The organism is Bacillus sp. FSL P2-0069, from assembly GCF_038593315.1.
Lineage (GTDB): Bacteria > Bacillota > Bacilli > Bacillales > Bacillaceae > Bacillus > Bacillus safensis.
Map to the genome: position 1 here is coordinate 1,554,828 of NZ_CP151984.1, position 24,984 is coordinate 1,579,811.

Genomic DNA, 24,984 nt, shown 5'->3' on the forward strand with positions numbered 1-24,984 from the left:
CTGTGTTCCCTATTTTTTAGAGGATATTGATTTACAAAAGACAGTTTCTTACGCATAATAAGAGACGGTATAGTTTACACTTGGAGGTTATCATGAGCAAACCGAAATATAATCGCATTGTACTGAAGCTAAGTGGCGAAGCACTAGCGGGTGATGCTGGAAATGGAATTAACCCAACTGTCATTCAATCAATTGCAAAGCAAGTAAAAGAAATTGCAGAGCTCGATGTTGAAGTTGCAGTCGTTGTAGGCGGAGGAAACCTTTGGCGCGGAAAGACAGGCAGTGATCTAGGAATGGACCGTGCAACAGCAGACTACATGGGGATGCTGGCAACAGTGATGAACTCACTGGCGTTACAGGACAGCCTAGAAACGCTTGGCATTCAGTCTAGAGTGCAAACCTCTATCGAAATGAGACAGGTTGCAGAACCATACATAAGAAGAAAAGCGATCCGTCATCTTGAAAAGAAACGTGTCGTCATTTTTGCTGCAGGAACAGGAAACCCTTATTTCTCTACAGATACTACGGCAGCACTTCGTGCAGCAGAAATTGAAGCAGATGTCATTTTAATGGCGAAAAATAATGTAGATGGTGTCTACAGTGCTGATCCTCGTACAGATGCGGATGCAGTAAAATATGATAAGCTTTCATATCTTGATGTACTTAAAGAAGGGCTTGCTGTAATGGATTCTACTGCGTCCTCATTATGTATGGACAATGACATTCCATTAATCGTATTCTCCATTATGGAAGAAGGAAATATTAAACGTGCCGTAAACGGCGAATCAATCGGAACGATCGTGAGGGGGAAATAACGTGTCAAAAGAAGTGTTGAACCAAACGAAAGAAAAAATGGAAAAAGCCGTACAAGCCTACGGACGTGAGCTTGCAACTGTTCGTGCTGGCCGTGCAAATGCTTCACTGCTTGATAAAGTGACAGTGGATTATTACGGTGCACAAACACCGCTTAACCAAATTGCGTCGATCACAGTGCCAGAAGCACGTATGCTGATTATCACACCTTACGATAAAACAGCAATCGGTGATATCGAAAAAGCGATCCAAAAGTCTGACCTTGGCATCACGCCAACAAGTGACGGAAATGTGATCCGCATTGCGATTCCTGCGCTGACAGAAGAAAGACGTAAAGAGCTTGTGAAAGTCGTGAAAAAATACTCAGAAGAAGCAAAAGTAGCTGTTCGTAACGTGCGTCGTGATGCAAACGATGATTTGAAAAAGCTTGAGAAAAATGGGGAGATCACTGAAGATGAATTAAGATCATCGACAGAGGATGTTCAAAAATTGACAGATGAATATGTCGCTAAAATTGATGACGTGACGAAAGATAAAGAAAAAGAAATCATGGAAGTTTAAGAAAAAACTATGTACAATAGATAATAGTGAAAAGACCCTCTTCATGTTTACAGGGGGTTTTTTTGTTAATACTGTTGATGACTATATTATTTAGCGGGAACGCAACCTTTTTGGGTGATGGAGGAATCTCATGCTCAATATACTCAAAAATTGGAAGAATCAGCAAACAGCAGCTTCCAACTTAGAAAGCCTGACAAAAGAAGACATATTAAATGGAGAAATTCCTGAACATATCGCCATTATCATGGATGGGAACGGAAGATGGGCGAAAAAACGTGCTCTTCCACGGGTAGCAGGTCATCATGAAGGAATGAAAGTCGTCAAGCGCATGACAAAGCTTGCAAATGAGCTGAATGTCAAAGTGCTGACTTTGTATGCTTTCTCTACGGAAAATTGGAAACGTCCAAAACTAGAAGTAGACTTTTTAATGAAACTTCCTGAAGAATTTTTAAACATCTACCTGCCTGAACTCATCGAAGAAAATGTCCGTGTGCGTTTAACAGGTGATCCAGACGGCCTCCCGCAGCATACGAAAAAAGCGGTAGAGAACGCAGTAAAGAGTACGGCGAACAACGACGGACTCATTTTGAACTTTGCGCTCAACTATGGTGGGCGCACAGAAATCGTCTCCGCATGCAGACAAATTTCTGAAAAGGTCAAAGAAGGTAAGCTTCGAGCAGAAGACATCACAGAAGAGATGTTTTCAGCTTATTTAATGACAGAATCTCTTCAAGATCCGGATTTGCTCATTCGCACGAGTGGAGAAATTAGATTAAGCAACTTTATGCTTTGGCAAATTGCGTACAGCGAGTTTGTCTTTACGGATGTGCTTTGGCCTGACTTTTCTGATGAGCACCTTATAGGCGCTATCGGGGAGTACCAGCGCCGCGGCCGGAGGTTCGGTGGAATTTAGAGGGTGGTGCAGATGAAACAAAGAATTTTGACGGGTGTTTTGGCAGCTGCAGTCTTTTTGCTTGCAGTTATATATGGACAGATGCCATTTACCCTGCTGATTTATTTAATGGGAAGTGTCGCTCTCTTTGAGCTTTTAAGAATGAAAAAGATCTCGATTTTCAGCTTTCCTGGTATTGTCAGCTTAATATTGCTTTGGCTTTTAATGGGCGGAGACAACAGCTTCTTCCCAAACGTGGACGCATCAAAAATGCAGATTGCTTTATTTGCAGTCTTAATACTTTTAACTTATACAGTTTTGAGCAAAAACTCTTTCACATTCGATGAGGTTGCTTTTGTTGTATTAGCCACATTATATATTGGCGTTAGTTTCTATTATTTTATCCAAATTAGAGGCTTATATGGCATGAGTGCGATCTTCTTCGCAGCAGTGATTATTTGGTCTACTGACTCAGGAGCCTATTTTATTGGGAAATCTATGGGGAAACGAAAGCTTTGGCCAGAAATCAGCCCAAACAAAACAGTAGAAGGATTTATCGGCGGAATCGTCACAGCAGTCGTGTTGTCACTTGTGTTTCAGGCGGTTACAGGATTTTTGCCATCATATCTGCTTGTGATGTTTATTACTCTTTTACTCAGTATCTTTGGACAGCTAGGCGACCTTGTGGAATCTGCTTTAAAGCGTCATTATCACGTGAAGGATTCAGGGACAATTCTCCCTGGCCATGGCGGGATTTTGGACAGGTTTGACAGCTTTTTATTCGTTCTGCCGTTTTTATACTTACTGCTCGCAACGTTTGCCAGCTAACCTCATAGAAACTTATTGAACGAGAGAAGGAGTGGCAATTTGAAATATATTTCGCTATTAGGCGCAACAGGATCAATTGGAGAACAAACGTTAGATGTGATCAGTCAGCACCCGGACAAGTTTAAGCTGAAAGCCATGACATTTGGCAGAAATATAGCAAAGGCGATTCCGATCATTGAGCGCTTTCAGCCTGAATTCGTCGGCTGTGTAGACGAAGAAACCTATCACATGCTAAAAAATTATTCATTTGCATACGATGTGAAGCTGGCTGCTGGTGATGAAGCGAACATCGAGGCAGCGACCTATGATGCAGTGGACGTAGTGGTCAATGCACTTGTAGGGAGTGTTGGACTTGTTCCAACATTAAAGGCCATTGAACAAAAAAAGACGATTGCTCTCGCAAATAAGGAAACACTTGTGACAGCTGGTCATATAGTAAAAGAGTACGCTAAAACATATGATGTACCTTTACTTCCTGTCGATAGTGAGCATTCCGCTATTTTTCAATGCCTGCAAGGTGAACAAGCTAAAAATATTGAACGCTTAATCGTGACAGCTTCAGGTGGTAGTTTCCGAGATAAAAAACGAACTGAACTTGAAGGTGTTACGGTTGAAGAAGCGCTGAACCACCCGAACTGGTCGATGGGAGCGAAAATCACCATTGATTCAGCGACGATGATGAATAAAGGGCTCGAGGTGATCGAGGCACATTGGTTGTTTGATATCCCTTATGAACAAATTGATGTGCTGCTACATAAAGAGAGCATTATCCATTCGATGGTGGAATTTCACGACAAAAGCGTCATGGCTCAATTAGGGACACCTGACATGAGAGTGCCTATTCAATATGCACTCACATACCCTGACAGGGCGCCGTTACAAGAAGCGAAATCATTGAACCTTTGGGAGATTGGACAATTGAATTTCCAAAAAGCGGATTTTGACAGGTATCGCTGCTTACATTTTGCTTATGAATCAGGTAAAATAGGAGGGACAATGCCTGCTGTACTTAATGCAGCAAATGAAATGGCAGTCGATGCATTTCTGAAAGGCAAAGTAACGTTCCTGCAAATTGAAGAATTGATTGAAAAGGCACTAATCAGACATCATGTGATTTCAACGCCTAGTTTGCAAGATATCCATGAAGTGGACAAAGATACACGAGACTTTGTTCAATCAATCCTCACATAAGGTGGTATGTTCGTGAATACAGTGATTGCGTTTATTATTATTTTTGGAACGCTCGTTTTTTTCCACGAGCTTGGCCATTTAATTATGGCGCAGCGCGCGGGGATTTTATGCCGCGAGTTCGCAATTGGTTTTGGGCCGAAGATTTTCTCCTTTAAACGAAAAGAAACCGTTTATACCATTAGACTTCTCCCTATTGGCGGATTTGTTAAAATGGCTGGAGAGGACCCTGAAGTTATCGAAATTAAACCAGGTCATACAGTGGGGCTCTTATTCAATGAGCAAAATGAAGTAGAAAAGATCATTTTAAATGATAAAGAAAAATATCCTGATGCACTTGTCATCGAAGTTGAGCAGATTGATTTAGATCATGCTATGAGAATCTCGGGATATGAAGCTGGAAATGAAGATATTCTGACTGGCTACAATGTCAGTCAAACAAGCTTCTATATTGCAGATGGTGAAGAAATTCAAATCGCACCATACAATCGTCAATTTGGTTCAAAAACAGTTTGGCAGCGAATTAAAGCCATCGCAGCTGGACCGATTATGAACTTTATCCTGGCGTATGTGATTTTGGTTGCTTTAGGTTTTATTCAAGGGGTTACCGTTGATGATCCTGTACTCGGTAAGCTGACGAAAGACGGCCGAGCGGCTGAGGCTGGACTCATGCAGGGAGATCACATCGTGTCCATTAACGGCGAGAAAATGAATTCTTGGACAGACGTCGTTCAAACAGTTCAAAAGAACCCTGAAAAAAAAATGAATGTCGTCATTGACCGAGACGGCAAAGAAAGCACTGTGCAGGTTGTACCAGAAGCTGTAAAAGCAGATGGGAAAAGCATTGGCCGTTTCGGATCATATCCGCCAACGGAAAATGGATTTTTGAAAGTTATTTCATCTTCTGGAACAACTGTCATTTCAACGGCAGGTCTGATCTTAACGAATTTGCAAAAAATTGTCACAGGACAATTTTCACTAGACATGTTAGCAGGTCCTGTTGGAATTTATGACATGACAGGAGAAGTAGCCAAACAAGGTGTTTTAACATTAATGCAGTTTGCGGCGTTCCTCAGTATCAACCTAGGCATCGTGAATTTGTTACCGATTCCTGCATTAGACGGAGGACGTTTACTATTCTTATTTGTTGAAGCCATTCGCGGTAAACCAATTAATCGTGAGAAGGAAGCACTTGTTGTCTTTATCGGTGTTGCTTTCCTCATGCTGTTAATGTTAGTGGTAACGTGGAATGACATTCAGCGGTTATTTTTATAAAAACCATTCTCTCTTGTTTCTCATTCCGGGAAACAAGAGTTTTTGTGAGAAGTCCTATTTCATAAATGAGGTGTAACGACATGAGACAATCCCTGACTTTCATTCCAACTCTTCGAGAGGTGCCGGCAGATGCTGAGGCAAAAAGTCATCAACTCTTAGTAAGAGCTGGGTTTATTAGACAAAATACAAGTGGAATCTATCATTATCTGCCGCTTGCGCATAAAGTCATTCAGCATATTCAATCGATCGTCCGCAAGGAAATGGAAAAGGCAGGCGCAGCTGAGCTGTTAATGCCAGTGCTGCAGCAGGCAGAAATGTGGCAAGAGTCAGGAAGATGGTATACATACGGTCCAGAACTGATGCGTATGAAGGATCGCCATGGCCGCGAATTTGCGCTTGGCCCAACCCACGAAGAAGTGATCACATCACTAGTACGCAGCGAAGTGAAATCGTATAAGAAGCTTCCTTTAACTTTATATCAAATTCAATCAAAATTCCGTGATGAACAGAGACCACGCTTTGGACTGCTGCGCGGACGTGAATTTATCATGAAGGATGCATACTCATTCCATTCTTCACCAGAAAGCCTTGATGAGACATACAACAAAATGTTTACGGCTTACTCTAATGTGTTCTCAAAAGTGGGTCTCAATTTTAGACCAGTCATTGCAGATTCTGGGGCAATGGGAGGAAAAGATACGCATGAGTTCATGGCGCTTTCAGAAGTCGGAGAGGATACCATCGCTTATTCTGATACTTCCTCATATGCTGCAAACATTGAAATGGCTGAGGCTGTATATCACGGAGAAGAAGCAAATCCTGCGGACTTCAAAGAACTTGAAAAAGTCCACACACCGCAAGTGAAAACCATTCAAGATGTGGCTGAATTTTTAGAAGTTGACCCTGCTGCTTGCATTAAATCTGTTTTGTTTAAAGCAGATGATGCGTATGTTCTGATCCTTACTAGAGGCGATCATGAAGTAAATGATGTGAAAGTGAAAAACTTGGTAGGAGCACAGCTTGTCGAGCTTGCTTCACGCGAAGAAGTGCTGGAAGTCATTGGAACTGAGCCTGGATTTGTTGGACCTGTTAAACTGGAAGCAGAAGTCGATATTTATGCGGACCTTGCTGTGAAGGGAATGACAAATGCAGTCGCTGGTGCAAACGAAGCGGATTATCATTATGTCAATGTCAATCCTGCACGTGACGTGTCAGTAAAAGAATTCACAGATCTTCGCTTGATTCAAGAAGGAGATGTTTCTCCAGATGGGGAAGGCACAATCCAGTTTGCAAAAGGGATTGAAGTAGGACAAGTCTTTAAACTAGGCACTCGTTATTCTGAGTCGATGGATGCAACGTACCTCGATGAGAATGGTCGTGCGCAGCCAATGATTATGGGCTGCTATGGCATCGGCATCTCTAGAACACTGTCAGCGATTGTTGAACAGCATCACGATGAGAAAGGAATCATTTGGCCGGAAACAGTGGCACCATATGACCTTCACCTCCTTGCATTAAATATGAAAAACGATGCGCAGAAAGAACTGGCTGAAAAGTTGTACGAGCGATTAGAAGATGAAGATTTCGACGTACTTTTCGATGACCGCCAGGAGCGTGCAGGAGTAAAATTTGCAGACAGTGATTTAATTGGACTGCCAATTCGTATTAGCTGCGGAAAACGTTCAGAAGAAGGTATAGTAGAAGTGAAGTTTAGAAAATCAGGTGAATCACATGAAGTATCTGTTGATGATCTGATTTCATTTATACGCCAAGCATAAAACGAACAAAAAAATGAAGGTACCTCCTGTAGAAAAGAGGTACCTTTCTGATTGACAAAAGGAGGGTCCTGTCTTGGATGAACAATTACCGATCACACGGCGGCAATTTCATATATTACTCAATCAGATTCAAATGACAGATGATGACCTCAGTCGTTACTTTGAAGAAGGAGAAATCGTCAAATTGACGGTGCATAAGGCGACGAAAACTTGGCATTTCCTTTTTAAATTTAAGGCGCTTTTGCCTTACAAAGTATACGCCATGTTTCTCAGCAGGCTGACAAATGCATTTTCACATATTGCACAAATCACTTGTACGATTGAAGTGAGTGATCCGCACATATCTGAAGAACTCGTGCAATCGTACTGGTCACATTGTGTGGAAGAACTTCAAGGAATTTCTCCCCCAATCATCAGCTTGCTTCAGCAGCAAAAACCATCGCTGTCTGGACATAAAATCATCATTAAAACGAAAAGCGAAACAGAGGCACTCGCTATTAAGAAGAAGTACAGCACGATGCTCCAGGCCGCATTTAAACAAGTGGGCTTTCCAGAGCTGCAATTCGATACAGAAATTTTTGTATCAGATCAAGAGATTCAGAAGTTCAGAGAACAAAAGCTTGCTGAAGATCAAGAAAGAGCCATGCAAGCCCTCACTGAGATGGAGAAGAAAGAAAGTGAGGAGCAGAATGAAGCTCCGTCAGGCCCTCTGATGATTGGCTATCAAATCAAAGACAATGAAGAAATTCGTACGCTTGATAGTATCATGGACGAGGAAAGAAGAATTACCGTTCAAGGCTACGTATTCGATGCAGAAACGCGTGAGCTGAAAAGCGGGAGAACGCTTTGTATCTTTAAGATCACAGATTATACAAACAGTATTTTGATCAAAATGTTTGCAAGAGAAAAAGAAGATGCTCAGCTGATGAAATCATTGAAAAAAGGCATGTGGGTGAAAGCAAGAGGAAGCATTCAAAATGATACGTTTGTCAGAGATCTTGTCATGATCGCTAATGATGTCAATGAAATGAAACCGCAGCTGAAAGAAGATACAGCACCTGAGGGTGAAAAGCGTGTGGAGCTTCATTTACATTCCCCTATGAGCCAAATGGATGCTGTCACTGGCATTGGCAGACTTGTTGAACAAGCAAAAAAATGGGGACATGAAGCAATTGCCCTGACAGATCATGCCGTTGTACAATCCTTCCCAGATGCGTATGCAGCAAGTAAAAAACATGGCATCAAAATGATGTACGGTGTGGAAATCAACTTAGTAGACGACGGGGTACCGATTGCATATAACCCAGAGCACCGCTTGTTAGAGGATGCGACGTATGTCGTATTCGACGTAGAGACAACTGGACTTTCAGCTGTTTATGACACGATCATTGAGCTTGCAGCAGTGAAAATAAAAGGCGGGGAAATTATTGACCGCTTTGAGGCATTTGCAAATCCCCATCACCCGTTATCAGCGACCACCATCGAATTAACAGGTATCACCGATGATATGGTGAGAGATGCACCAGATGTCGTCGACGTCGTACGGGATTTCAAAGAATGGATTGGACAAGATATCCTTGTTGCGCACAATGCGAGCTTTGATATGGGCTTTTTAAATGCAGCGTATAAACGCCTGTTAAAAACAGATAAAGCGTCAAACCCTGTCATTGATACACTTGAACTTGGCCGGTTCCTTTACCCTGAATTTAAAAATCACCGGCTGAACACCCTTTGTAAAAAGTTCGATATTGAACTGACGCAGCATCACCGGGCGATTTATGATGCAGAGGCGACAGGCTATCTCATGCTGAAGATGCTAAAAGATGCGGCTGAAAAAGAGATTGCCTATCACGATCAATTGAATGAAAACATGGGGCAGTCGAATGCTTACCAGCGCTCACGTCCTTACCATGCGACTTTGATTGCTCAAAATGAGACAGGTCTTAAGAATTTATTTAAGCTTGTTTCACTTTCTCATATTCATTATTTCTACCGGGTCCCGCGTATTCCGCGCTCTCAGCTTGAGAAATATCGAGAAGGTTTAATTGTTGGGTCTGCTTGTGATAAGGGTGAGGTATTTGAAGGAATGATGCAAAAGTCCCCTGATGAGGTGGAAGACATTGCAGCATTTTATGACTATTTAGAAGTACATCCGCCAGAAGTGTATCAGCACCTGCTGCAACTTGAGCTTGTTCGAGATGAACGTGCGTTAAAAGAAATCATCACAAACATTGTCAAGCTTGGCGAAAAGCTGAATAAACCAGTTGTGGCGACTGGAAATGTACATTACCTGCATCCAGAGGACAAAATTTATCGTAAAATCTTAATTTCATCACAGGGTGGAGCGAATCCGCTGAACCGCCATGAACTGCCAAAAGTTCATTTTAGAACGACAGATGAAATGCTCGAAGCCTTCTCCTTCCTAGGAGACGAAAAAGCGAAAGAGATCGTCGTAACAAATACGCAAAAAGTATCTGAGATGGTCGAAAGCATTAAACCTATTAAAGATGATCTTTACACACCAAAAATTGAAGGTGCAGATGAAGAAATACGGGAAATGAGCTATCAAATGGCGCGCAGCATCTACGGAGATGATTTGCCGAAAATCGTAGAAGACCGCATTGAGAAAGAATTAAAAAGTATTATCGGTCATGGCTTCGCTGTTATTTACTTAATCTCTCATAAGCTCGTAAAAAAATCACTTGATGATGGATATCTCGTTGGTTCAAGGGGATCTGTCGGCTCATCTCTTGTTGCGACATTAACAGAGATTACTGAAGTGAATCCACTTGCACCTCATTATGTATGCCCAAGCTGTAAGCACTCTGAGTTCTTTAATGACGGATCTGTTGGTTCAGGCTTTGACCTTCCTGATAAGGACTGTCCAGAATGTGGAACGCCGTATAAAAAAGATGGACATGATATTCCGTTTGAAACGTTCTTAGGTTTTAAAGGAGACAAAGTACCTGATATTGACTTAAACTTCTCAGGCGAATATCAGCCGATCGCACATAACTATACGAAAGAGCTGTTCGGTGAAGATTATGTATACAGAGCAGGTACGATTGGTACCGTTGCAGAAAAAACAGCATATGGTTACGTAAAAGGCTATGCAGGAGATCATAACCTTCATATGAGAGGCGCTGAAATCGACCGGCTTGTCCAAGGCTGTACAGGGGTAAAACGAACAACAGGCCAGCATCCAGGCGGGATTATCGTTGTGCCTGATTATATGGACATTTACGATTTCTCACCTATTCAATACCCAGCAGATGCGACAGGTTCCGATTGGAAGACGACACATTTTGATTTCCATTCGATCCACGATAACTTGCTCAAGCTGGATATTCTTGGGCACGATGATCCAACGGTCATTCGTATGCTTCAAGATTTAAGCGGAATCGATCCAAAAACGATTCCAACAGATGACCCTGAAGTCATGAAGATTTTCCAAGGGACAGAGCCACTAGGTGTAACAGAAGAGCAAATTGGCTGTAAAACAGGTACACTCGGTATCCCAGAATTTGGGACAAGATTTGTTCGGCAAATGCTAGAGGATACAAAACCAACGACCTTCTCAGAGCTTGTTCAGATTTCTGGACTATCACACGGTACGGATGTTTGGCTCGGAAATGCGCAAGAGCTCATTCACAATAAAACGTGTGAACTAAGTGAAGTAATTGGGTGCCGTGATGATATTATGGTCTATCTCATCTATCAAGGCTTAGAGCCGTCACTTGCCTTTAAAATCATGGAATCTGTTCGTAAAGGAAAAGGACTTCCTCCTGAATGGGAAGAAGAAATGAAGAATAATAATGTACCAAACTGGTATATTGATTCTTGTAAAAAAATCAAATACATGTTCCCTAAAGCCCACGCGGCTGCTTATGTGTTAATGGCTGTTCGGATTGCTTATTTCAAGGTGCATCATGCACTCCTGTACTATGCAGCTTACTTTACCGTTCGTGCGGATGACTTTGATATTGAAACGATGACAAAAGGATCGAATGCGATACGAGCTGTTATGGATGACATTAATTCTAAAGGTCTAGATGCATCACCGAAAGAAAAGAACCTATTAACTGTACTAGAGCTTGCACTTGAAATGTGTGAAAGAGGCTACCACTTCAAAAAAGTTGACCTCTACCGCTCAAGTGCAACGGAGTTTATCATTGATGGAGACGGTTTAATACCGCCATTCAACTCAATCCCTGGACTTGGTACAAACGTTGCGTTAAATATTGTCCGCGCGCGGCAAGATGGGGAATTCCTCTCAAAAGAAGATTTACAAAAACGCGGAAAAGTGTCGAAGACCATCCTTGAATATTTAGATCGTCAAGGCTGTTTAGAAGCACTTCCTGATCAAAACCAGCTTTCTTTATTTTAATGTATAAATAAGAGCGCCCTAAAAGGGCGTTCTTTTCTCTATATACAATAATTTTATTATGTTAACTAATAAAGATTTCTCATCAATTGGAATTATTTTCTTATTCATTCATATATCTTGATTTAGCGTGATGTTTTAAGAGAAGAGATTGTATGTCATTCTTTCTACCCAAATAGAGCTCAAAAGAGAATTTCGCCGTCTGAAATGTTCTCAAGCGACATATGATCATTCTGGGTACAGTCAGAAGGAGAATCAAGAGAAAACCTTCGATGAGCGTAAAGCTGATTGCTGTTTACTATGCTTATTTTTGAAACATATTTGATTCTTTTCAAAACTGTACAGATCACGAAATGAAGGATAGAAAGGAGGCGGTCGCATCTATTGATCAATGTTTCACTAAAAAGAAGGGGTGAGCAATAGAGAAATGGCATCTTACAACTATGTAGAGGTTCTCCAAAAATCCATGCTGTTTTATGAAGCGCAGCGGTCAGGCCGGCTTCCGGAAAGTAATCGTCTTAACTGGCGGGGAGATTCTGGACTAGAGGACGGGAAGGATGTTGGGCATGACTTAACTGGCGGCTGGTATGATGCAGGAGATCATGTGAAATTTGGACTTCCGATGGCTTATTCAGCAGCCGTGCTTGCATGGACAGTATATGAATACCGGGAAGCTTATGAAGAAGCAGAATTGCTTGATGAGATCTTAGATCAAATCAAGTGGGCAACGGATTATTTTTTGAAAGCACATACAGGACCGAATGAATTTTGGGCGCAAGTAGGTGATGGAAACGCCGATCATGCTTGGTGGGGTCCAGCAGAAGTGATGCCGATGAACCGGCCAGCTTTTAAAATTGATGAACATTGCCCTGGCACAGAAGTAGCTGCACAAACTGCGGCGGCTTTAGCAGCAGGTTCTATCATTTTTAAAGAAACAGATGCGTCCTATGCAGCAAAGCTTTTGACGCACGCCAAACAGCTATATGCATTTGCTGACAGGTATCGCGGCAAATATACAGATTGTGTCACCAATGCGCAGCCATTTTACAACTCCTGGAGCGGCTATGTTGACGAACTTATTTGGGGCGGAATCTGGCTGTACTTGGCGACAAATGAAGAAACCTATTTAAACAAAGCATTAAAAGCGGTAGAGGAATGGCCGAAGGATTGGGATTATACGTTTACCATGTCATGGGACAATACTTTTTTTGCTTCACAAATCTTACTAGCAAGAATCACGAAAGAAAACAGATTTATAGAATCGACAGAGCGCAATCTTGATTACTGGACTACAGGTCTTGTTCAAAATGGAAAAGTAGAAAGAATCACTTATACGCCTGGCGGTTTGGCATGGCTTGATCAATGGGGTTCACTTCGTTATGCCGCCAATGCAGCATTTTTAGCCTTTGTCTATGCTGATTGGGTATCTGATCAAGAAAAGAAAAATCGATACCAATCGTTTGCGATTAAGCAAACTCACTATATGTTAGGTGATAATCCGCTGAATAGAAGTTATGTCGTTGGTTTTGGCCAGAATCCGCCGAAGCACCCGCACCACCGTACTGCACATGGCTCATGGTCGAACCAGCTGACAAATCCTCCAGTTCATCGGCACACACTTTATGGAGCACTTGTTGGGGGCCCTAATGCACAGGATCAATATGACGATGATATCTCGGATTATGTATCAAACGAAGTGGCGACTGATTATAATGCCGCCTTTACTGGAAATATCGCCAAAATGGTGCAGCTGTTTGGTCAAGGGCAATCAAAGCTGCCCAATTTCCCGCCTAAAGAACTAGTGGAGGATGAGTTTTTTGTAGAAGCAGCTGTGATGCATAACGATACAACATCTACTCAAGTGAAAGCAGTGCTATACAACAGGTCAGGCTGGCCGGCAAGAAGCAGTCAAACACTGTCCTTTAAATATTACGTTAATCTGAGTGAGGTCTTTGCAAAGGGGTTCACTGAAAAGGATATTCAAGTGACAGCAGCCTACAATGAAGGCGCTTCCTTATCACCTTTAAAGGTATATGACGCATCAAGCCGCGTCTATTTTGCAGAAATCGATTTTACGGGCGTAGCTATTTCTCCTAGAGGAGAATCTGAGCATAAGAAGGAAATACAATTTCGATTATCTGCTTCAAATGGGTCGAATATATGGGATGCCTCAAATGATTATTCCTATCAAGGATTAACATCCAATATGCAAAAAACAACAAAGATTCCCGTCTTTGACGATGGTGTTTTAGTATTTGGCACACTTCCAGACAAATAAAAATCAACGATTTTATTGAAAGGGTGAAGGACTTGTCAAACAAAGAACGGTTTTTAACGCTTTATCATCAAATTAAAAGCGATGCGAATGGATATTTTTCAACAGAAGGAATTCCGTATCATTCAATCGAGACACTCATTTGCGAAGCACCTGATTACGGGCATATGACAACTTCAGAAGCATATAGCTATTGGCTGTGGCTTGAGGTGCTGTACGGACATTACACAGGGGACTGGAGCAAATTAGAGGCAGCTTGGGACAATATGGAGAAGTACATCATCCCAGTCAATGAAGATGGAAATGATGAGCAGCCGCATATGAACGCTTATAATCCGTCCAGCCCAGCCACATACGCAGCAGAGAAACCATTTCCGGATCAATACCCAAGCCAGCTGACCGGTGCTCGTCCTGCTGGTCAAGATCCAATTGATAGTGAATTAAAATCAACCTATGGGACGAATGAAACGTATTTAATGCACTGGCTCCTTGACGTAGATAACTGGTATGGCTATGGCAACTTGCTCAACCCATCACATACAGCCGCCTATGTGAACACATTCCAGCGTGGTCCGCAAGAATCTGTGTGGGAGTCCATCCCTCATCCATCACAGGACGATAAATCTTTTGGTAAGCCGAATGAAGGCTTTATGAGCTTGTTCACAAAAGAAAATCAAGCTCCAGCTGCCCAGTGGCGCTATACGAATGCGACGGATGCTGATGCGCGCGCGATACAAGCGATGTATTGGGCAAAGGAGCTCGGCTATAATCGGTCAGCTTATCTTGATAAAGCGAAAAAAATGGGGGATTTCCTCCGTTACGGCATGTACGATAAATATTTTCAAACGATTGGAAGCGGGAAGCAGGGGAATCCGTATCCTGGAAACGGAAAGGGTGCCTGTCATTACTTAATGGCATGGTATACCTCTTGGGGCGGAGGACTTGGGGAGTATGCAAACTGGTCATGGCGTATCGGAGCGAGCCATTGTCATCAAGGATATCAAAATCCTGTCGCTGCTTATGCTTTATCCTCAGATAAAGGAGGCTTAAAGCCATCTTCAGCAACAGGGGCAAGCGATTGGGAAAAAACTTTAAAGAGACAGCTTGAATTTTACGTATGGCTTCAATCGAAAGAAGGAGCCATAGCAGGAGGCGCAACCAATAGCTGGAATGGAGACTATAGCGCTTATCCAGCAGGAAGAAGTACTTTTTATGATATGGCATATGAAGATGCACCTGTTTACCTTGACCCGCCTTCAAATAACTGGTTTGGAATGCAGGCGTGGCCAATGGAGCGCGTAGCAGAGCTTTATTATATTTTTGTAAAAGATGGCGACAAGACATCTGAAAATGTCCAAATGGCCAAATCTGTCATAACAAAATGGGTCAGCTATGCCTTAGATTACATTTTTATCGGCAGCCGTCCTGTGTCAGATGAAGAGGGTTATTTCTTAGATGAGCAAGGACAAAGAATTCTAGGAGGAACGAATGTTTCGGTTGCTACAACAAGTGCGGCTGGAGAGTTTTGGCTTCCTGGAAATATTGCTTGGAGCGGACAGCCTGATACTTGGAATGGGTTCCAGTCTGCAACAGGAAATCCAAATTTAACAGCTGTAACTAAAGATCCGACTCAGGATACGGGCGTATTAGGAAGTCTAGCCAAAGCTTTGATATTTTTTGCTGCAGCCACAAAGCAGGAAACAGGTGATTATACAGCGCTTGGTGCAAGAGCGAAAGATGCAGCCGCGCAGCTCCTAGAGGTTGCATGGAATTACAATGATGGCGTCGGCATAGTGACAGAGGAAGATAGAGAAGACTATGACCGTTTCTTTAGAAAAGAAGTGTATTTCCCAAATGGATGGAACGGGACATTTGGTCAAGGAAATCAGATTCCTGGAGCCAGCACCATTCCTTCTGACCCGCAGCGAGGAGGGAATGGGGTCTATACGAGTTTTGCTGATCTTCGTCCGAAGATTAAACAAGATCCAGCATGGTCTTCACTCGAAAGTAAATATCAGTCTTCATTTAATGAAGCTACAGGCAAATGGGAGAATGGCGCACCAGTTTTCACTTATCACCGCTTCTGGTCTCAAGTGGATATGGCCACTGCCTATGCTGAATACCATCGTCTGATCAACTAAGAGGTTAAAATCAAGCTGCCGGCTTCTGGCCGGCAGTTTGAATAGGTAATATCAATCCAATGAACATAAGGGTGATTTCACATGGTCAAAGAAAGAAGCTTTCTTCATCATTCATTCAATAGAGGCGAAAATGGGCAGGAAAATCTGATGTGGAAAAAAGAGGCGGATGATCGAATCTTAGAGCATAGACAAAGAGATCTTGTGATCAACGTGACAAACGGCGAAAAAAAGCCAATAGCAGGAATAGAGGTTGAAATAAAGCAAATCAGACATGAATTCGCCTTTGGTTCAGCGATGAATGATCAAGTGTTATTTAATCAACAATATGCTGATTTTTTCGTGAAGCATTTTAATTGGGCTGTTTTTGAAAATGAAGCAAAATGGTATGCGAATGAGCCAGAAAGAGGGAAAATCACCTACGAAAAAGCAGATGCGATGTTGAATTTTGCAGATCGACATCAGCTTCCAGTGAGGGGGCACGCTTTATTTTGGGAGGTAGAGGATGCGAATCCAAGCTGGCTAAGGTCACTGCCGAATCACGAAGTATATGAAGCCATGAAAAACCGGCTTGAGCATGCGGGAAATCACTTTAAGGGAAGGTTCCGGCATTGGGATGTAAACAATGAAATGATGCATGGTTCATTTTTTAAAGATCGCTTTGGGAAAAATATTTGGAAGTGGATGTATGAAGAAACGAAAAAAATTGACCCTCAAGCACTATTGTTTGTGAATGATTATAATGTGATCTCTTATGGTGAACACCATGCCTATAAAGCGCATATCAATGAACTGCGTCAGTTAGGCGCACCTATTGAGGCGATTGGGGTTCAAGGCCATTTTGAAGAACGGGTCGATCCAGTCATTGTCAAAGAGAGGCTCGATGTGCTGGCTGAGCTTGGTCTTCCAATATGGGTCACAGAGTACGACTCTGTTCACCCTGACCCTAATAGAAGAGCGGATAACCTGGAAGCTTTATATCGCGTCGCATTTAGTCATCCAGCCGTAAAAGGAGTGCTGATGTGGGGATTTTGGGCAGGTGCCCATTGGAGAGGTGAACATGCAGCCATCGTGAATTATGATTGGTCTTTAAATGAAGCAGGACGACGTTATGAAAAGCTTCTAAATGAGTGGACGACCCAAAGAGTTGAAAAAACCGATGCTAATGGCCATGTGAAATGTCCAGCATTTCACGGAACATATGAGATTCGAATCGGTAAAGAAAATAAAATGCTCAAACAGCAGACGATTGAACTTGATTCAAATGAACAAACACCGTTTCAACTAGACGTAATCCTGCCTCAAGAAGGATAGAGATAGATTGTGAGGAGAATGTAAATGAAAAAGTGGGCTCAAAGAGTGTCTTGCTTCATACTTATAGCCGCTATATGGTCTGGCTGGTTTTCGCTTACGATGAAGGCCGCTGCTTATGTGCAGACGTCTGGTACACAATTTACGCTGAACAATCAACCATTTTACTTCGCCGGCACAAATAATTACTATTTCCATTACAAATCTAAAAAAATGGTAGATGCTGTGTTCGATGATATGAAAGCAATGAATTTAAAGGTCATACGGATTTGGGGCTTTCACGACGGGGCTCCTCAAGAAAACTCAGTCTTACAATCTAGTCCAGGCGTCTATGAAGAATCTGGTTTTCAAAAACTAGATTATGCGATTTATAAAGCAGGACAGGAAGGAATAAAGCTTGTGATCCCACTAGTGAACAATTGGGATGACTTTGGCGGTATGAATCAATATGTGAAGTGGTTCGGGGCAGGATCGCATGATGCCTTCTATACAGATCCTCGTATTCAAAAAGCTTACAAAAATTATGTGCGCTATGTATTAGAAAGAACCAATACGTATACAGGTGTTCAATATAAAGACGATCCAGCTATTATGACTTGGGAATTAGCCAACGAGCCGCGGATGCAGTCAGATCCAACGGGAAATGTACTAGTCAAATGGGCAGATGAAATGAGTACATGGATCAAATCGCTGGATCGTCACCATCTTGTTGCAGTAGGAGATGAAGGATTCTTTCGCATACCAGGACATGAAGATTGGTTTTACGGAGGAGGAGAAGGCGTCGATTGGGACCGTTTAACATCTCTTCCTAATATCGATTATGGAACCTATCATCTGTACCCAGATCACTGGAGCAAGTCTGCTGCCTGGGGAGTGAAATGGATCGAAGACCATATCACCCGCGGGAAGTCAATCGGAAAGCCAGTTGTGCTAGAAGAGTTTGGCTATCAAAATCAATCAGCTCGTCCTGACGTATATCAGAGCTGGCTGTCAGCGGTAGAGCGGCTCGGAGGGGCTGGCAGTCAATTTTGGATTTTAACAAGCATTCAGGACGATGACTCGCTCTATCCGGATTATGACGGTTTCCGCATTATAAAAGGAAGCAGGGAGGCAGCACTTATCAGTGAACATGCGAAAAGAATGAATGAAAAGAACCGATGACGAATGCCTGCTGAATAAGGAACTGTTTATATAGCTCACTCCAATTAGTAATTCTTACTTTTCAGACAGAATATTTATCACTTTTTCTATATTTAAATTTCTTGAAATATGAAGCGGTTATGAGACCAAGTTCCAGAAACGATCAAGAAGCAGAAGGTATTTATGAGATTTCGTTGAAAGGAAGGGGGTGGTTATATTTATTTTAATTCATAAAAAGGTATTTCCAATAACTTGACTAAATGGAAATTTAATTCTATACTCTGTAGTACAGAGTTCTTTGTGGAAGAGGAGTTTATTTATGTCTAATGAAAAATTTAATAATTCAGAAATATTAGAGAATTTATCTCATATCAAGACGATTACAAACTATAAAACAGAGTATTGTAAACAAACCAGTATTTATTTTATCATTTGGGGCCTTATTTGGATAATGGGATATTCAATACCTTTACTTTTTGCTCATTCTATAACTGCAGCTGTCTTTTGGCTTATTTTAGGCATTGCTGGCTGGGTTATCACTTTAACTACTTATTTTAAACAAAAGAAAATGATACCGATGCCCTTGTTTTTAAGAACTCAATTGCAATACACATGGCTTGGTATTGGAATCATTTTAGGTATCTTTATTTTTTTAATATGTGTTGGTTTATTACCATATACATTAAATAATTTACCCTTCTATGTTGTTTTATTGGTTTCCATCATGTATTTACTCTTAGGTATTGTTCTGGCTAAAGAGATCTTTATTATGGGGTTCTGGCTAAGTGTTTTAGGTGTAACTACATTTTTATTATTTCCTAGTTTAATGAACATTATCTTCGCTTTTATAGGTGGAGGAAGTTTGTTATTAACTGGTGTGATTTTAAAAAGAAAAGGACAAGGAAATGAGTAATGTCAATAGTTTAAATGATTTAATCCATCCAAAAGTTCGGTTAGGGATTATGAGTTTATTAATGATTTATGAAAAATGTGATTTTAGCTTCTTAAAAAGTTCTTTATCTGTAACAGATGGTAATTTGGGCTCGCATTTAAAAAAATTAGAGGAAGCAGGCTATGTGCTAATTACAAAGACCTTTGTGGATAAAAAACCAAAAACAATCGTTAGTATAACAGATTTGGGAGAGCAAGCCTACAAAGAATATTTGAGTGTTATTGAAGCCATTTTAAAAAATAAATGAGATGAAAGGAAAGGGTGCCGAATGTTGCAAATAGAAAACGTCAGTAAAAAATATGGAACTTCCCAAGCGTTAAGAAGTGTTACATTAACGATTCCAGAAGGAGTTTGTTATGGATTAATAGGTCCAAATGGGTCTGGTAAATCAACCTTGATGAAAATTATCTCTCACATCATTAAATCATATGAAGGCAAAGTTGAGCATGTTGGTGAATCTAAAAGTGCGCTCGGCTACATACCGCAAGACATCAGCTTAGAGGAAAAATTAACAGCTAAAGTAAATATGGAGTTTTTTGGACAAATTTATGGTTTAAAAGGGAAAACATTAGATGAAAGAGTAGAAAAGACACTAAAAGATGTAGGATTGTGGGAAAGAGCAAATGATATCGTTGAAAGCTTTTCAGGAGGAATGAAACGCCGTTTGAATATTGGCTGCGCTTTAATGCATGCTCCTAAGTTAATTCTTTTAGATGAACCGACAGTGGGGGTAGATCCTCAATCAAGACGTTATATTTTCGACATCATTAACAAATTGAAGGAAGAGGGAAGAACTATTATCTATGTTAGTCATTATATGGAGGAAATAGAGAGTTTATGTGATTATGTGGCTTTCATTGATAAAGGGAACATTGTTGAAGAAGGCAAAATAGATGAGCTTTTGAATCGTTACGCAGAAACATCAGTCTTTTTTGAATCTAAGATTCCTAATAAAACATTAACTAATCTCGGGTATGATTTTGTAACTTATCAAGGTGGAGTGTTAGTTAAAACTACAAAACCATTAGATACTTTAGAAGATTTGGCTAAACTGAGTAAGAAGGAATCATTGGTTCCCCAACAATTATCTTTGTACAGACCGAGACTTGAAGATGTCTTTTTTCAATTAACAGGAACAGATTTACGTGATCAATTACAATAAAAATGCCCTTTATGAATGAAAACCACTCTCGTATTTCAATGAAAATAACTTAAAAGAGTGACTGATGTAGAAAGAGCATAAATCTAACGAACAGAATTAATTTGTGTGTACCGTAGATTTAAAATCATAAGTAATTAGTCAACATTATTTGACTAATTCTAATTCGCCACATCCGCAAATGGTAAAATAAATAAAAAATGTGATTATTTAAGAGTTGTATAGAAGGGAATCAAATGAATATAACGGGAGTGATTTTTATGTGGCCACTAGTCCGCATCGAATCTATAAAACAGGTGAAAGATCGATCATTGTTGTTCTGGACCATTTTATTACCAGTTGCTTCAATTATTCTTTTAATAGAATTATTTACATCAGGTAGTTCTCAAGCACAAAAAACATTGGTTGCTTCTCAATCAGTGACAGGGATGAGCGTGTTTTTCTCCACATTTGTCATTATTTCAATTGTCATTAGTTTTGTAAAAGATCGTGAAAAAGGAATTGTGTCAAGGCTGGCAAGTACTCCTTTACAGCCGCATCATTTTTTTCTTGGAAAGTGCGTTCCGTTTTTTATCATTATCTTATTTCAAGTTTTGTTGTTAACCATTTTAGGGGTTTATTTATATGGTATTGAAATAACACAATACAGCTCGTATTTCTTAGTAGTTGTCCTATTATCAATGCAAGTGACTTCATGGGGAGTTGCCATCGCTGCATTTGCTAAAACTGAGAATACAGGCTTAGTGATGACAAACATGATTGCTTTAGGGACAGCAGTTGCTTGTGGTTTATGGACTCCATTTGATCAATTACCTAGTTATCTCAAAATAATTGGTATGCTCTTCCCGCAGTATTGGGCACATCAAGGCTTAGTGCAATCAGTATCAACACTACCAGGAGGAGAGAATTTGATCTTAGTAACAGCAGTCCTTATAGGCTATACACTGTTAGGGTTTATTCTTTCGTTGGTTGGCTATAAAAAATATATAAAGAGAGCCAGAGGCTAGTCACTAAAAATTTCAGCTAAATGTTATGCGCCGCCAAATCAATGCATGTATGCTGTCTGTAAAAAAAGGAGTGAGGCAATGTTAAGTGAAGAGTTAGAACTGTATGTTGAAAGTTGTTTTCGCCCATATAAAAAAGACAAAACATATGAAGAAAAGAAAAAAGAATTATTAGAGCTGCTTGGAAATGTTAAATTAAAACTCGAAAATGATGGATTAAAAGATGCAGAGGTTCAGGATATGCTTATTGAAAAGCTGAAATCAGGCGAAATAAGCATTGATAACCATACATTAGTAATTGATGATCATAACCGCGTAGAGCACGTGAAAAAAATATTTGTTAATGCTGATTTAGAATGGTTAACATTTATAAATGTTAAATATAAGTTGTGCGATTTTAAAGGACTATCGATTGTACAAAAAGTAATGAGCCATTCAGATTTTAATGGGTGTTATCTGAGAAAAGTTAATATTAGCCATTCTAAAATTTCCTCAACTACCTTTGAAAAGAGTGATTTGACTCAATCTCATTTTGAACATTGTGAGATAACGAATTCATCCTTATATGGCTGTCATTTACCCAACATTAGTATGGATGAATCATCTTTAATCAATGTTTTATTTGAAAATTGTTATTTTAAAAACATTTCTTTTGAGAATTCTAAATTAATCAATGTTAATTTTAAATCATGTACGATTAAAAAATTAAACTTTATTGGAGTGACAATGGATAAAATGACTTATCATATTTTAGAAGGAGAAGGGGCAGATTTAAGGGGTGTGGAAGTAATCGATATTTAATACAGCAGGGGCTATTGAGAAAAATCTCAATAGCCTTTTATTTTTGTTTTATTCACTATCTCTTGCTGCCCCAATAACATGATATGAAAGTTTAATGCAAGGTTTTCGTTAAGCAAAATAAATGTGGAGAACTTCTATTTTAAAATAAAAGATGCCCACCCACCCAGCTAAGTCTTCTTTGCTAGGTGGGCGAGCGATCTTTTCAATGATATGTCGAAAAACTAAAGTTGATTAGAAAGTTGAAGAACTTGAGATGATTGTTGTGCAAGTGCAGCGCGCAGCCATTGGTTCGAATAAATGTTGACCTTCCCCATGTACCTTAGCGGCCAAAGCAGTTGGGATTGTAATTTTAGTCATCTTTAGACCTCCTTATTTAAAATTTATCAACATAGATATGTAGTTGATATATTACATATGATGGTTCATAAGTCTTTATTTGTCAATGATTAAGTGTGAAAGTTTTATATTTTCTGAAAAGTCCGTTGATAACCCTGAAAAAGTGTGGTTTAATATGACTATGGAAAATAATACTATATTTAAAATTTTTATGTATTTAAAGGGTTTATATGGTCTTAATGTTGTTTTTTTGATTGAAGGGCGGCGTTATTTTGGATCAAATATTTTGGGTATTTAGATATTAAGTTAATTAAATGTATGAAAAAAGTTGAGGTTACTATGTTATGAAGAACTCGAATAGAAGATTACTTTTTCTATTATAAGTTGATTCACTTAGATTTTAACCATTTTATCCCAATGTGATCGGGGAAGAGGGGGCTCTTTATGAGTATTCATTATGTCGGTATTAGAGAACCAATCAAAGCCTATTTAGAGAAGATGAAAGTTGAGTATGAAGACTATCCTGCTCAAATAATCGATTTGGGCGGGGCTGTTAGTTATGACAAAGAATACTTTATAAATAATACTGATTTTCAAACGGAAACGATTATTTTATCTAATAGAAGGCATACTGTTGAGGATGAACTAGGTTCTCTTGAAAGTGAATTATTGAAAATCTATCAGAATAGCATACTTTATAGGACTTCACCGCTTGATATCAATATAGAACTTTATAGAGGATGGGCAGGTGCTACTGGTAAATTAATAACTGCATTTTCTCCCGAGGGAGTTAATTGGATCAATACAAAAGATGTTGTAAAGGCATGTTTAATCCCTAAAAAAGATGTTAGGAATCGTGCTGGAAAGGCATATGATTTAACAGGACCAGAGTTAGTAAGTATGAGTAGGCTGAAGGATATTTTTGAAGAGGATTTAAATATGAAAATTGAATTATATTGTAAAAGTAAAGAAGAGGTCATATCAATATTGTCCCAGAACAATATGCCTTTAGACGTATTAGAATGGTTAGTCGGTTTTCAAGAAGCTTCTTCTTCAAAACATTTACAGCCATTTACGAACACGCTTGAACAAATAATTGGTCACCCCCCAACTCGGGCCCAATTATCTAAAATACAAATTAATTATTCTTAAAGGAGGAATAATATATGTTTGTCAAAGACCAAGAAATGACGAGGTATAAATTAGCACCACACATTACGCTAGGTAAACTAGAAGACAGTTTGATTGGTTTAAAAGCGCAAACTGTCACCAAAATTGAAGGTGACGGAATTATTGAATTTATTCAAGAAATTTCTAATTATCTCACGGAAGATAATGGGGTTTCGATTAAAGAACTAGAGGAGAATTTCGAAGTAGAGAGTGATCAATTAAAACATGTCCTCGAATTTTTAGTTACAAACGGAATGTGTGTTAAGACGGATATGAACTTTGATTTGACGGCGCTTTTGTCTTATGAAAGAGCCGGTGGACAAGTATTGGTTGAAGATATACTAGATCGTTTAAAAACAGGAATTGTTGAAGTTATTACGCGAGATCATAATCCAGTTGCTGCTGAATTTATTCGTCATTTGCAAGAGGCAGGGCTACATGTAGTGCTTAAAGGAGAATTAAATAAGCAGCCGGATATCAGGGTTGCTATTGGCAACTCTCATTTAGACCCGATTTTTGAAGAAATAAATGATCTAGCATTAGAAGACCACATACCTTGGTTGAGCATTGTGCCATATGATGGACAGACATCTTGGGTAGGTCCATTTTTCATACCACATCAATCAGCTTGTTTACATTGCTATAACCTTCGAAAGTCAGCAAACTTTTCTGACGAAGTATTGCGTTCAGACTTAATGAAAATAAAGCCTATAAATCCTGAAAAGAAACCGGTTTATCATATGCCGATTCATTTAGTTCAAATCGGAATTGCAAGTAATTTAATTTTAGAATGGCTCACACTAAAAGATTACGCACCAAGTGCAATACCAGGTGGATTTACAACAATTAATTTAGATGATAAAGGTGTCTCATTTAATCATCATCGTGTCTATAGAGTACCTAGATGCCCGAAGTGTTCCCCAGCTGCAGATACAGGTTTTCCTCAAGTTTGGTTTCATGGTGAGGTGAATAATTAATT

General features: G+C 40.0%; 19 protein-coding genes. All 19 read left to right on the forward strand.

Going from position 1 to position 24,984, the window contains the following annotated elements; genetic code table 11:
* Positions 1-92: 92 nt before the first annotated feature.
* The 19 genes from pyrH to NSQ34_RS08000 all read left to right on the forward strand — a co-directional run bounded on the left by pyrH (position 93) and on the right by NSQ34_RS08000 (position 24,982).
* Complete coding sequence (pyrH, locus tag NSQ34_RS07910; RefSeq protein ID WP_008344767.1) at positions 93-815, forward strand: UMP kinase; 723 nt, start codon at positions 93-95, stop codon at positions 813-815.
* Position 816: 1 nt separating this feature from the next.
* The gene (frr, locus tag NSQ34_RS07915) at positions 817-1,374 is read left to right on the forward strand and encodes a ribosome recycling factor (RefSeq protein ID WP_024424150.1); all 558 of its coding nucleotides are present in this window, start codon (positions 817-819) and stop codon (positions 1,372-1,374) included.
* A gap of 130 nt (positions 1,375-1,504) precedes the next feature.
* Complete coding sequence (locus NSQ34_RS07920; protein WP_034281803.1) at positions 1,505-2,287, forward strand: isoprenyl transferase; 783 nt, start codon at positions 1,505-1,507, stop codon at positions 2,285-2,287.
* 12 nt (positions 2,288-2,299) lie between these two features.
* On the forward strand, positions 2,300-3,094 hold the full coding sequence (locus tag NSQ34_RS07925) for a phosphatidate cytidylyltransferase (protein ID WP_024424148.1): 795 nt from the start codon (positions 2,300-2,302) through the stop codon (positions 3,092-3,094).
* A gap of 39 nt (positions 3,095-3,133) precedes the next feature.
* Complete coding sequence (dxr, locus tag NSQ34_RS07930) at positions 3,134-4,285, forward strand: 1-deoxy-D-xylulose-5-phosphate reductoisomerase (protein ID WP_254001686.1); 1,152 nt, start codon at positions 3,134-3,136, stop codon at positions 4,283-4,285.
* Positions 4,286-4,291: 6 nt separating this feature from the next.
* Positions 4,292-5,557 carry an RIP metalloprotease RseP gene (rseP, locus tag NSQ34_RS07935; protein ID WP_087975441.1) on the forward strand — a complete coding sequence of 422 codons (1,266 nt, stop codon included), beginning with the start codon at positions 4,292-4,294 and terminating at the stop codon, positions 5,555-5,557.
* An 80-nt stretch (positions 5,558-5,637) separates the two neighbouring features.
* Complete coding sequence (locus NSQ34_RS07940; protein ID WP_098676878.1) at positions 5,638-7,335, forward strand: proline--tRNA ligase; 1,698 nt, start codon at positions 5,638-5,640, stop codon at positions 7,333-7,335.
* Between the two features lie 133 nt (positions 7,336-7,468).
* A complete protein-coding gene (locus tag NSQ34_RS07945; protein WP_268456250.1) occupies positions 7,469-11,722 on the forward strand; it encodes a PolC-type DNA polymerase III in 4,254 nt (1,417 codons plus the stop codon).
* 424 nt (positions 11,723-12,146) lie between these two features.
* Entirely contained in the window at positions 12,147-13,997 is a 1,851-nt protein-coding gene (locus NSQ34_RS07950) for a glycoside hydrolase family 9 protein (protein WP_268456174.1), read from the forward strand.
* A 32-nt stretch (positions 13,998-14,029) separates the two neighbouring features.
* Complete coding sequence (locus NSQ34_RS07955) at positions 14,030-16,135, forward strand: glycoside hydrolase family 48 protein (protein WP_098676881.1); 2,106 nt, start codon at positions 14,030-14,032, stop codon at positions 16,133-16,135.
* A gap of 81 nt (positions 16,136-16,216) precedes the next feature.
* Positions 16,217-17,446, forward strand: coding sequence for an endo-1,4-beta-xylanase (locus NSQ34_RS07960; protein ID WP_024426997.1), 1,230 nt, complete (start codon positions 16,217-16,219; stop codon positions 17,444-17,446).
* A 24-nt stretch (positions 17,447-17,470) separates the two neighbouring features.
* A complete protein-coding gene (locus NSQ34_RS07965; protein ID WP_024426998.1) occupies positions 17,471-18,604 on the forward strand; it encodes a cellulase family glycosylhydrolase in 1,134 nt (377 codons plus the stop codon).
* 298 nt (positions 18,605-18,902) lie between these two features.
* Entirely contained in the window at positions 18,903-19,496 is a 594-nt protein-coding gene (locus tag NSQ34_RS07970; protein WP_034281824.1) for a hypothetical protein, read from the forward strand.
* Complete coding sequence (locus NSQ34_RS07975; protein WP_098676882.1) at positions 19,489-19,782, forward strand: transcriptional regulator; 294 nt, start codon at positions 19,489-19,491, stop codon at positions 19,780-19,782. The genes NSQ34_RS07970 and NSQ34_RS07975 overlap by 8 nt, the downstream gene beginning before the upstream one ends.
* 21 nt (positions 19,783-19,803) lie before the next feature.
* Positions 19,804-20,697, forward strand: a complete 894-nt coding sequence (locus NSQ34_RS07980) for an ABC transporter ATP-binding protein (protein ID WP_034281828.1) — start codon at positions 19,804-19,806, stop codon at positions 20,695-20,697.
* A 233-nt stretch (positions 20,698-20,930) separates the two neighbouring features.
* Complete coding sequence (locus NSQ34_RS07985) at positions 20,931-21,701, forward strand: ABC transporter permease (protein WP_242026060.1); 771 nt, start codon at positions 20,931-20,933, stop codon at positions 21,699-21,701.
* A gap of 78 nt (positions 21,702-21,779) precedes the next feature.
* Positions 21,780-22,499, forward strand: a complete 720-nt coding sequence (locus tag NSQ34_RS07990) for a pentapeptide repeat-containing protein (RefSeq protein WP_176544436.1) — start codon at positions 21,780-21,782, stop codon at positions 22,497-22,499.
* A gap of 780 nt (positions 22,500-23,279) precedes the next feature.
* Entirely contained in the window at positions 23,280-23,987 is a 708-nt protein-coding gene (locus NSQ34_RS07995; RefSeq protein WP_041117408.1) for a protein involved in maturation, read from the forward strand.
* A gap of 14 nt (positions 23,988-24,001) precedes the next feature.
* The gene (locus NSQ34_RS08000; RefSeq protein ID WP_034281831.1) at positions 24,002-24,982 is read left to right on the forward strand and encodes a TOMM precursor leader peptide-binding protein; all 981 of its coding nucleotides are present in this window, start codon (positions 24,002-24,004) and stop codon (positions 24,980-24,982) included.
* Positions 24,983-24,984 lie beyond the last annotated feature (2 nt).